We start from the raw sequence: 10,746 nt of genomic DNA, 5'->3' as shown, positions 1-10,746 counted from the left end.
CCTATATCCTAATCGAGCCAACCCATATGCATATCACCTAACCGGGGGTCTTGGCCCGTAGCGCCCGCGTCCTGACCGATGGCGTCGACGGGTGAACCACCGGGGGCAGTGCGGCCGGCCGCACTGTTCGGAACAGGGGAGTGCCGGTCCCGGCAGCGACGCTCCGGGCGCCGATGCCGCACGAGCATCGCAGCCGCGCCGGTGCGATCACCGCACCGTTCCGGGATCCGCGCGCCGACCGGCGTGGAAGCGCGCCTTCTTCTGACGATTCCCGCACGTGTTCATCTCACACCATTTACGGGTGCGGCTGCGGCTGGTGTCGAAGAACGCGGCCCGGCACGTCGGCGACGCACACAAGGCGAGCTTTCCGTCCCGTTCACCGGAGATGATGCCGATGGCGTCGGCGGCGATCACGCTCAAGGCATCCTCAACGGAGGACGCCGAGCCGAGCCGCCAGCGCCGGCGGCCGTCGGGAGTCAGGACCGGCGCGGCGCGGCCCTGAACGCTGCGGTCGTTGATGACCCGGACAGCCCCCGCGGGGAGCGGGTCGCCGACCGCAGCCGCTGTCGCGGCGGTGTGAATCGCTTCTCTCAGTTCCCGGGCGAGTTCGAATTGCGCGGTGGTTCACGCCGTCACCGTAGCGCCAGTACACCGACATCTGTTCGACGAGGAGGAGGGAGTCGATTCGGCTGATGTAGAAGACCGCGGCCTAGTTGACGTAATGTAGATTATCGGCGTTCTTTCGGAAGGGCCGCGAGCGCACGCCGTTACCCGCTGTCGCACACTAATCGGGTCCGCGGCTCGGAATCTTCGAAGTAGGTATGGCCGAATTCTGTCGGCTTCCGGTCGACTACGCCGGCTCCGGTCGGCCTGCACTGGCTTCGCTGGTAATTATGTCAACTCGGAGCGAATGTCCCGCACCACAAACGGCTCGCTGCCCACTGGGCCGGTACCGACTCGGTCGACAAAACCGTCGTTGCCGGCCCCAAGCCGTCCCGTCGCTCACGCAACCCAATCGGCCATCCGCCACGGCGCATTGCTGGCAGCGACAGGTCGACGACTGCCCATCCCCCCGGTTACAGTCCCAGTCCCAGGTCCCCCACATTACGTCACAGTGACGTAATGTGGGGACGGAGTACGTCTTACGGGGTCACGCCGCTGTGCCGACCCGCCCGTCACCGACACGAGAGGGCCGTCGTCGCCGGTGAATGCAGCCGGCGGCGTCCGAACACCCGGGTCGAGCTGCGCAAGCGCACCCGCAGACCGGAACCCTGTACTGCGGACAGCACCGGTGACCGTCTGCGCCGCGACATGCTCGCCGACGCGGCCCGGCGGGAACCGTGCAGCTGGGTACGCTGGCCTGGCAGCTCATATCTTTCGTCCATCGCGGTCATACCTGTGCTGGTTCCGCGTCACCGCACGGTGACGGAGGCGGCCGCCGCATCGAGAGGAAGAACAGATGAGTCCGACGATCCGCAGCGTGGTGGTCCCGGTATCCGATCTCGGGTCCGCGAAATCAATCTACACGGCGTTGTTCGGTGCGCCGCATACCGATGAGGCCTATTACGTCGGCTACTCCGTCGATGGTTTCGAGGTGGGGCTGAATCCGCACGGGGATGTTTCGGAGGGACCCGTGGCATATTCCGATGTGGAGGATGTCGATTCGGTGCGCGCCGCGCTGCTGGCGGCGGGTGCCACCGAGCGTTCCGCGCCGCGTGAGGTCGCGCCAGGGGTACGGGTTTGTGTATTGCAGGATTCCGACGGCAACCCGATCGGGCTGCGGGGAAAATAGCCGGTCGCGGCGGTGCGGCACGTACCGCCTGTGATCCCCCGCCGGTGGTTGCGCGGGATCGCCTTCGATGCCGCGGACCGGTGTACGGCCGGCTCGGGCAGGACCTGGTTGAGCGGCGACCTCGCGGAGGTGGGTATGCGCAGACGGCGATGGCCGGTTGTCGGTGCGGCGGCGGTGGCGGCCGCGGGGTTGCTGGTGGGCTGCGGAATCGAGGAACCGGTTCCGGGTGGAGCGCCGGTGTCGCCGACCGATACGGCGCAGCGGCCCGACCAGGCGGCGGGCGTCGATATCCCCGATGGGCGGGTCGACCATATTCTGGGCCGCGTCGAGCAGCGGGCCCGGGAACTGATGGACGTTTCCGGGATTCCGGGGATGGCGGTCGCGATCGTGCACGACGGGAAGGTCGTGTTCAGCGAGGGTTTCGGGGTGCGGGAGGTGGGCACCGAGCAGAAGGTCGATGCGAATACGGTGTTCCAGCTGGCGTCACTGTCGAAACCGGTGGGCGCGACGGTGGTGGCGCGGCAGGTCGCGGCCGGCGCGGTCGGATGGGATACGCCGGTACGGCAGCTCGCCCCCTGGTTCGCGTTGCGGGACCCTTATGTCAGCGAGACCGTGACCGTCGGCGACCTGTATGCGCATCGTTCCGGGTTGCCCGATCATGCCGGGGACATGCTGGAGGATCTGGGTTTCGACCGGGCCGCGGTGCTGGATCGGCTGCGGATGCTGCCGTTGGGTCCGTTCCGGGCTTCCTACGAGTACACGAATTTCGGCTTGACCGCCGCGGCGACGGCGGTTGCGGAAGCCGCGCGCCTGGATTGGGCGGATCTGTCGAAGCGGGAGATCTATGAGCCGTTGGGGATGGCGGCCACCAGTTCCCGGTTCGCCGATTTCGCGGCCGCCCCGGATCGTGCGGTGGGACATATCCGGGTGGACGATTCGTACCGGCGCGCCGAGCCGGGGCGGCAGCCGGATGCGCAATCGCCGGCGGGTGGGGTCAGCTCCTCGGTGGCAGATATGGCGAAGTGGATGACGATGGTGCTCGGTGACGGCACGTTCGAGGGGCGTCAGGTGGTGGCGCCGGACGCGTTGCTGCCGGCGATGTCACCGCAAGCGGTGTCGGCGCCGCCGACGGCGCCGGATGCGCGGGCCGGGTCGTACGGGTTCGGTTTCGATGTGGGTACGTCGGCGGCGGGCCGGGTGGTGTTGAGTCATTCCGGGGCGTTCAACGCGGGCGCCGCGACAGCGCTCACGCTGATTCCGTCGGCGGATGTGGGGATTGTGACGTTGACGAACGCCGCGCCGATCGGTGTCCCGGAGACGTTGAATGCCGAGTTCGCGGATCTGGTGCAATTCGGGGAGATCCGGCAGGACTGGTGGGGGCTGTATCAGCAGGCGTTCGGCGGTATCGAGGCACCCACCGGTGCACTGGTGGGTCGGACGCCTCCACCGGCGCCGGCGCCTGCGGGCCCGTTGGATGATTACGCGGGGGTGTACGGGAACGAGTATTTCGGTCCGGCGGAGGTCGCGGTGGAGGGCGACCGGTTGCTGCTGACGTTGGGGCCGGGGAAGGTGACCGTGCCGCTACGGCATTGGGATGGGGATACGTTCGTGTTCACGCCGTCCGGGGAGAGCGCGAACCCGGGGACGATATCGCAGGCCCGTTTCGACGGGGATCGGTTGTGGTTGGAGTTCTACGACGCCGACGGGTGCGGTACGTTCGAGCGCTGACCGGCGGGCAGCCGTGTATGACGGATTTCGGTCACGGAACACTAGGCCGCCCGCACACGCACCGAACCCAGCCCTGCCGCACGGGCTACGCGATCGGTTGCGGCATCGAGCTTCTTCGGCAGCGGCGCACCGTCGAACATGCTGACGACCACCTCCTCGCCCTCCAGTTCCCAGGTGCCCGCGATCCGGCCGTTCACCACGACGATCGGTGCGATCCAGCCCGCGGTCCGGCTGACCCGCGCGCGGTGCGCCTTCGGCAGCAGTTCGGTGTCGCCGCCGATGGCTCTGGCCTGCCTGTGCTGCGCGGTGGACCTCGTCATCGACCGCTCCTACGGCAGTCACCACCCTCGCCACGGCCGCTGGTGGGCCTTGCAGGCGGGGGCCGGGTATGCACCTCTCCCCCGTTCGGGTCAGCCGGCGACGTAATCGGCCAGGTGCTGTCCGGTGAGGGTGGACTTCGCGGCGACCAGTTCGGCGGGGGTGCCTTCGAAGACGATGGTGCCGCCGTCGTGGCCGGCGCCGGGGCCGAGGTCGATGATCCAGTCGGCGTGCGCCATGACCGCCTGGTGGTGTTCGATGACGATCACCGATTTCCCGGAGTCGACGAGCCGGTCCAGCAGGCCGAGAAGGTTCTCGACGTCGGCGAGGTGCAGGCCGGTGGTGGGTTCGTCGAGAACGTAGATACCGCCTTTTTCACCCATCCGGGTGGCCAGTTTCAGGCGTTGCCGTTCACCACCGGACAGGGTGGTGAGGGGCTGGCCGACCTTGATGTAGCCGAGCCCGACGTCGACGAGGCGGTCGAGGATTGTGTGGGCGGCGGGGATGCGGGCGTCACCCGCGCCGAAGAATTGCTCGGCTTCGGCGACCGACATCTCGAACACTTCGGCGATATTACGGCCGCCGAAGGTGTACTCCAGCACGTCTGCCTGGAAGCGCCGGCCTTCGCATTCCTCGCAGGGTGATTCGACGGTGGCCATGACGCCGAGGTCGGTGTAGATGACGCCGGCGCCGTTGCAGGCGGGGCAGGCTCCTTCGGAGTTGGAGCTGAACAGGGCGGGTTTCACGCCGTTGGCTTTCGCGAACGCTTTGCGGATGGGGTCGAGCAGGCCGGTGTAGGTGGCGGGGTTGCTGCGCCGGGACCCTTTGATGGGGGTTTGGTCGACCATGGCGACGTCGTCGTGGTGGGCGACCGCGCAGTCGATCAGTGAGCTCTTCCCGGATCCGGCGACACCGGTGAGCACCACCAGGACACCGAGCGGGATATCGACATCGACATTGCGCAGGTTGTGCGAGTCGGCGCCGCGGACCTGCAACGCCCCGTCCGGGGTGCGGACCGACGGTTTGAGGGTGGCGCGGTCGTCGAGGTGGCGGCCGGTGAGGGTGCCGCTGCCGCGCAGGCCGTCGATATCGCCTTCGTACATGACCTGCCCGCCGTCGGTGCCGGCGCGGGGTCCGAGGTCGATGATGTGGTCGGCGATGGCCATGACTTCGGGTTTGTGCTCGACGACCAGCACCGTGTTGCCTTTGTCGCGCAGTTGCAGCAGCAGTTCGTTCATCCGCTGGATATCGTGCGGGTGCAGCCCGATGGTCGGTTCGTCGAACACGTAGGTGACGTCGGTGAGCGAGGAGCCGAGATGCCGGATCATTTTGGTGCGCTGGGCTTCACCGCCGGACAGGGTGCCGGCGGGCCGGTCCAGGGACAGGTAGCCGAGACCGATCTCGACGAACGAGTCGAGGGTTTGCCCGAGCGCGGTGAGCAGCGGCGCCACCGACGGTTCGTCGAGGTCGCGTACCCAGGCGGCGAGGTCGCTGATCTGCATGGCGCAGCAGTCGGCGATGCTGATGCCCTTGATCTTGGAGGAGCGGGCTTCGGTGCTGAGCCGGGTGCCGTCGCAGTCGGGGCAGGTGTCGAAGGTGATCGCTTTGTCCACGAATGCGCGGATATGCGGTTGCATGGCTTCGCGGTCCTTGGAGAGGAAGGATTTCTGGATTCGCGGGATCAGGCCCTCGTAGGTGACGTTGACACCTTCGACCTTGATCTTGGTGGGTTCTTTGTACAGCAGGTCGTTCAGCTGTTTCTTGGTGAACTTCTTGATCGGTTTGTCGGGGTCGAAGAAGCCGCAGCCGCGGAAGATCCGCCCGTACCAGCCGTCCATGCTGTAGCCGGGGATTGTGAGGGCGCCTTCGTTGAGGGACAGGTTCTCGTCGTAGAGGGCGGTGAGGTCGAAATCGGATACCGAGCCGCGACCTTCGCAGCGCGGGCACATCCCGCCGAGGACGCTGAAGCTACGGCGTTCGCGGACGGTCTGCCCGCCTTTTTCGACGGTGACGGCGCCGGCGCCGCTGATGGAGGCGACGTTGAAGGAGAACGCTTGCGGGGAGCCGATATGCGGGGTGCCGAGCCGGCTGAACAGGATGCGCAGCATGGCGTTGGCGTCGGTGGCGGTGCCGACGGTGGAGCGGGGATCGGAACCCATCCGTTCCTGGTCGACGATGATGGCGGTGGTGAGGCCGTCGAGGACATCGACGTCGGGGCGGGCCTGGTTCGGCATGAACCCCTGGATGAAGGCGCTGTAGGTTTCGTTGATCAGCCGCTGCGATTCGGCGGCGATGGTGCTGAAGACCAGGGAGCTCTTCCCGGATCCGGATACTCCGGTGAACACGGTGAGCCGGCGTTTCGGTATTTCGACACTGATGTCTTTGAGGTTGTTCTCCCGCGCCCCGTAGACGCGGATCAGGTCGTGGGTGTCGGCGACGTGCGGCTGCGCCGATCCGGTACCGGTTCTCGTGGCCGTGCTCATCTGGTCTCCCTCTGTTGTTCGTGCCGCCGCGCGGTCACCGCCGCCGTGTCGTTCGATCCAACCAGAGCGCGACGACATTTTTCGATTACCGCGAGGCGCGCGGCCGGATCCGGCCGGACGGCGGGACCCGCCCGGCCGGATATCGACGACGGTGCGGATGGTGCTACATCCGGGATGTGTTCAGCCGGCCTGCTGGATGCGGACCGTATTTCCGGCGGGATCGCGGACGGCGCAGTCGCGGATTCCGTACGGCTGGTCGGTGGGTTCCTGGATGATGTCGACATCCGCTGCCTGCAACCGGTCGAAGAGGGCGTCGAGGTCGTCGGCGGCGAGGTTGATCCCGGCGTAGGTGCCCTTGGCCATCATCTCGGTGATGATGCGGCGTTCGTCGTCGGTGATCCCAGGGTCCACGGCCGGTGGCGTGAGCACGATGGCGGTGTCGGGCTGGCCGGCGGGGCCGACGGTGAGCCAGCGCATCCCCTCGTAGCCGACGTCTTTGCGGACCTCGAAGCCGAGGAGGTCGCGATAGAAGGCCAGGGCGGCGTCCGGGTCGTCGTGCGGGAGGTAGCTGGAGTGGATGGTCAGGTTCATACCGATGACGCTAGCCGCGCCCCGGTGACCTGCGCTTCTCGATTCCTGATCGGTCTGGTGACCTGTTTGGCGACACAGCTCGGCATCCCGGCCGCTTCCCCGGCCGCCTGCTGCTTGTAGGCGCTGGGTGGGACGCCGACCAGTTCGGTGAAGCGGGTGCTGAAGGTGCCGAGGGAGGAGCAGCCGACGGCGAAGCAGACCTCGGTGACGCTCATATCGCCGCGGCGCAGCAGCGCCTTGGCGCGTTCGATCCGCCGGGTCATCAGGTAGCCGTAGGGTGATTCGCCGTAGGCGAGCCGGAATTGGCGGCTGAGGTGACCGGCGGACATGTTGACGCCGCGGGCGAGGGCGGCGACGTCGAGGGGTTGCGCGTATTCGCGGTCCATCCGGTCGCGGACGCGGCGCAGCAGGGCGAGGTCACGCAGCCGCGGATCGGCGGGTTTGCTGGTCACAGGGCAAATCGTGCCATATCGGACAGGTATTGCCCAGGTGTGCTGCCGTGCTCAGCGGGATGCGGGCCCGGACAGCCGGGCGAGGGCGGCGGCCTTCGCGGCGGTGCGGTTCATCGGTGACGCCTCCGATCCGGTTGCGGTCGGTGGGCTCAATTGTCCCTGTCGGTACCCCGCCGGCGGCGGATGCGCCGGCGGCGGGGCGGCCGGGTGCCGCGCCACGCTTCGGCCAGGCGGGTGTGCGGCTGCCAGTTCAGGCCGTTGGGCAGGTTCCAGCCGAACCGCACCGCGGCCAGCCGTAACACCAGCGAGCACACGATCCCCAGCACGATGCCGAGGGCCGGGACCCCGAGGTAGGTGCAGATCACCATGGTGGCGGCGACCACGGCGGCGACGGTGGCGTAGAGGCCGTTACCGCCGAAGACGGCCGGTACCCGGCGTAACAGCACATCGCGGGTGGCGCCGCCGCCGACGGCGGTGGTGATTCCCAGCAGCACCGCGGGCAGCCAGCCGAGCCCGGCGGCCAGAGTTTTCTGGGCGCCGGTGACCGCCCAGAATCCGATGACGGCGGCATCGAGGACGGTGAACAGGCGATCCCAGGCGTGTTCGCTGAGGTGGATGACGAAGGAGATGACGGTGCCGGCGACAGCAGTGGGCAGATAGGCGTAATCGGTCAGCGCGACGGGCGGGCCCTGCTGCAGCAGGGTGTCGCGCAGGACACCGCCGCCGAGCCCGGACACGATGCCGACGACGAGGAACCCGAACAGGTCCAGTCCCTCACTGCGCGAGACCGCCCCACCGAGCATTGCGCAGGCCAGCACACCGGCGAGGTCGAGATACCGGGTGACCTGATCGATGGTGTCGATGGGTGCGGCCACGGCAGCACACGTTACTGGCCGCCGGCGGCCAGCCGCATGAGGTCGGTGTCGAGGTCGATCCCGGTTTCCCCGCCGGCGCTGCCGAAGCTGTGCTGATAGTTGTCCCAGGATTCCTCGCGGACTCGGTGGGCGAATCCGCTGTCCATGAGCAGCACCAGTTCTCGCGCGGCCCGGTCGATCCGGGTGGTGAGACCGTTGTCGTTCCAGTCCTCGGTGGCGGCGAACACCGAGGTCGGCACGGTCATGGTGCGCAGGAACGCGAACAGGGCGCGCATCTGCTCGTCCACGACCAGCGCGTGCCGGGCGCTGCCGGCGGTGGCGGCGAGGATCACCGGTTTGGCGATCAGCAGGTCGTTGTCCAGGACGTGGAAGAACGAGGTGAGCAGCCCGCTGGGTGCGGCCTTGTAGACCGGTGCCGCGACGACCAGCCCGTCGGCGGCGGCGAGTTTCTCGATCGCCGCCGTCATTTTCGGGCCCATGAGCTGGGAGACGAGGGCGGTGGTGATCTCGGTGGCCAGTTCGCGCAGGTCGATCACGGTGACGGTGACCTGGGCGCCGCGATGGCCGGCGAGCGCGCCGACGCGGGCGGAGATCCGGTCGGCCAGCATCCGGGTGGACGACGGATTGCTGGTACCGCCGCTGACCACGACCAGCCGGTAGGGGGCCTGTCCGTTGGTTGGTGTCATCGTTGTGTCCTGTTCGTGGTGTCCGCGAGTTTTGTGCAGAGGTGTTCGAGGGCCAGCAGTTCGTCGTCGGTGAGCGCGCCGGCCACGGCGCGGGCCACTCCGACGGCGTGGCGGCCGCCGATCCGCCGCTGCTGGGTGCGGCCGGCGGGGGTCAGGGCGAGCCGCACCCCGCGGCCGTCGGCGGGGTCGCGGCTGCGTTCGACGAAACCGCGGTCGATCAGCCGGTCCACCATCCGCGACAGCGCCGGCTGGGTGAGCAGGACGTGCCGGTTCAGTTCGGCGGGCCGGATCGGTTCCCGGCATTTCGACAGGGTGTAGAGGACGTCGTATTCGCGCATGGTCAGCCCGTGCCAGACGTCTTCGGCGGCGAACTGTTTCATCAGCGCGGCATGCGCGGTGAGCAGCGCCTCCCAGGCGTCGTTGGCCAGCCGGCTGCTGGTCCGGCGCCCCCGCGCCACCCCGGCCTCGCTCATGCTCTGGGGCATGAGCGAGGGTTCTGTGTGGTGACGCTGCGCGACCGGCTCCGGGCCCGGCTCACTCATACCGTGGCGTCCAGGTAGGGGTTGGCGCCGGCGAGGTTGTCGCCCTGGTTGGCGTTGGGGCGGGCCTGGCGGGGTGCGGTGTCGCCGTACTGTGCGGTGACCCGGGCCCGGTGGGTGGGGGCGGGCGCCGATTCGGGGTCGCGGCGGGCCGCCAGTTCCTTGCGCAGGACCGGGACGACCTCTTCGCCGAGCAGATCCAGCTGGTTCAGCACTGTTTTCAGCGGCAGCCCGGCGTGGTCCATCAGCCACAGTTGGCGCTGGTAGTCGCCGAAGGTGTCGTGGAAGGTGAGCGTTTTGTCGATGATCTCCTGCGGGCTGCCCACCGACAGCGGCGTCATCTCGGCGAAATCCTCCAGCGAGGGGCCGTGACCGTAGACGGGTGCCTCGTTGAAGTAGGGCCGGAATTCGTTCCACGCGTCCTGCGATTTCTTCGCGATGTAGGCCTGCCCGCCGAGACCGACGATGGCCTGTTTCTTGGTGCCGTGCCCGTAGTGTTCGAACCGCTGCCGGTAGAACTCGATGAGCTGCAGCGAATGCGCGGTCGGCCAGAAGATGTGGTTGGCGAAGAAACCGTTGCCGTAGTAGGCGGCCTGTTCGGCGATCTCCGGGGTGCGGATGGAGCCGTGCCACACGAACGGCGGCACACCGTCGAGGGGGCGCGGGGTGGCGGTGAAACTCTGCAGCGGGGTGCGGTGGTTGCCTTCCCAGTCCACCACGTCCTCACGCCACAGCCGGTGCAGCAGGTTGTAGTTCTCCAGCGCCAGCGGCAGCCCGGCGCGGATGTCCTTACCGAACCACGGGTAGACGGGCCCGGTGTTGCCGCGGCCGAGCATGAGATCCATCCGCCCCTGGGACAGATGCTGCAGCATGGCGTAGTCCTCGGCGATCTTCACCGGATCGTTGGTGGTGATCAGGGTGGTCGCCGTGGTGACGATCAACCGTTCGGTGAGCGCCGCGATATGCGCGAGCAGGGTCGTCGGCGAGGACGAGAAGAACGGCGGATTGTGATGCTCGCCGATGGCGAACACATCCAGCCCGACCTCTTCGGTTTTCCGCGCGATCTGCACGATCGCCTCGATCCGCTCGGCTTCACTGGGTGTTACGCCGGTGACGGGGTCACGCGTGATATCGCTGACCGAGAAGATTCCGAACTGCATCACTGTCACTCCCACCGTAGGTTTTATGCATTTGCATAGACCTTAACGGGTGGGTTTCTACAGTTATTCCGGCCCTGTGAGCAGCGCAACCCACACCGGGGCGGCTCCCGACCCGGTACGCG

The 10,746-nt window shown here is 67.7% G+C and carries 10 protein-coding genes and 1 pseudogene; 2 read left to right on the top strand and 9 right to left on the bottom strand.

What is annotated here, in order from left to right:
- Window positions 1-207 precede the first annotated feature (207 nt).
- Window positions 208-624 (bottom strand): annotated as a pseudogene (locus QH276_RS10085) (CGNR zinc finger domain-containing protein); the annotation flags it as partial.
- Between the two features lie 835 nt (window positions 625-1,459).
- Between QH276_RS10085 and QH276_RS10080 the strand changes: the two are divergent.
- The gene (locus tag QH276_RS10080; protein WP_280401808.1) at window positions 1,460-1,792 is read left to right on the top strand and encodes a VOC family protein; all 333 of its coding nucleotides are present in this window, start codon (window positions 1,460-1,462) and stop codon (window positions 1,790-1,792) included.
- A 135-nt stretch (window positions 1,793-1,927) separates the two neighbouring features.
- Window positions 1,928-3,520 carry a serine hydrolase gene (locus QH276_RS10075; RefSeq protein ID WP_280401807.1) on the top strand — a complete coding sequence of 531 codons (1,593 nt, stop codon included), beginning with the start codon at window positions 1,928-1,930 and terminating at the stop codon, window positions 3,518-3,520.
- Window positions 3,521-3,561: 41 nt separating this feature from the next.
- Here QH276_RS10075 and QH276_RS10070 read toward each other — a convergent pair whose 3' ends face one another.
- From QH276_RS10070 to QH276_RS10035, 8 genes are all read right to left on the bottom strand, one after another.
- The gene (locus tag QH276_RS10070) at window positions 3,562-3,840 is read right to left on the bottom strand and encodes a hypothetical protein (protein ID WP_280401806.1); all 279 of its coding nucleotides are present in this window, start codon (window positions 3,838-3,840) and stop codon (window positions 3,562-3,564) included.
- A gap of 90 nt (window positions 3,841-3,930) precedes the next feature.
- Entirely contained in the window at window positions 3,931-6,321 is a 2,391-nt protein-coding gene (locus QH276_RS10065) for an excinuclease ABC subunit UvrA (protein ID WP_280401805.1), read from the bottom strand.
- A gap of 180 nt (window positions 6,322-6,501) precedes the next feature.
- Window positions 6,502-6,912: a VOC family protein gene (locus QH276_RS10060; protein WP_280401804.1), complete on the bottom strand. Its 411-nt coding sequence runs from the start codon at window positions 6,910-6,912 to the stop codon at window positions 6,502-6,504.
- Complete coding sequence (locus QH276_RS10055) at window positions 6,909-7,364, bottom strand: helix-turn-helix transcriptional regulator (protein ID WP_280401803.1); 456 nt, start codon at window positions 7,362-7,364, stop codon at window positions 6,909-6,911. The genes QH276_RS10060 and QH276_RS10055 overlap by 4 nt, the downstream gene beginning before the upstream one ends.
- Window positions 7,365-7,513: 149 nt before the next feature.
- A complete protein-coding gene (locus QH276_RS10050) occupies window positions 7,514-8,239 on the bottom strand; it encodes a trimeric intracellular cation channel family protein (RefSeq protein WP_280401802.1) in 726 nt (241 codons plus the stop codon).
- An 11-nt stretch (window positions 8,240-8,250) separates the two neighbouring features.
- Window positions 8,251-8,925 (bottom strand): CE1759 family FMN reductase, encoded by a 675-nt coding sequence (locus QH276_RS10045; RefSeq protein WP_280401801.1) that lies wholly within the window; start codon window positions 8,923-8,925, stop codon window positions 8,251-8,253.
- Window positions 8,922-9,467: a MarR family winged helix-turn-helix transcriptional regulator gene (locus QH276_RS10040; protein WP_280406703.1), complete on the bottom strand. Its 546-nt coding sequence runs from the start codon at window positions 9,465-9,467 to the stop codon at window positions 8,922-8,924. The genes QH276_RS10045 and QH276_RS10040 overlap by 4 nt, the downstream gene beginning before the upstream one ends.
- Window positions 9,464-10,624 carry an LLM class flavin-dependent oxidoreductase gene (locus QH276_RS10035; protein WP_280401799.1) on the bottom strand — a complete coding sequence of 387 codons (1,161 nt, stop codon included), beginning with the start codon at window positions 10,622-10,624 and terminating at the stop codon, window positions 9,464-9,466. Before QH276_RS10035 ends, QH276_RS10040 begins: the two co-directional genes overlap by 4 nt.
- Window positions 10,625-10,746: the final 122 nt, after the last annotated feature.

The sequence above is a fragment of the Nocardia carnea genome, assembly GCF_029869215.1.
In the GTDB taxonomy this organism is placed as follows: Bacteria; Actinomycetota; Actinomycetes; order Mycobacteriales; family Mycobacteriaceae; genus Nocardia; species Nocardia carnea_B.
Note: the sequence above shows the minus strand (reverse complement) of the source record. Positions and strands in the feature narration are given on the sequence as shown.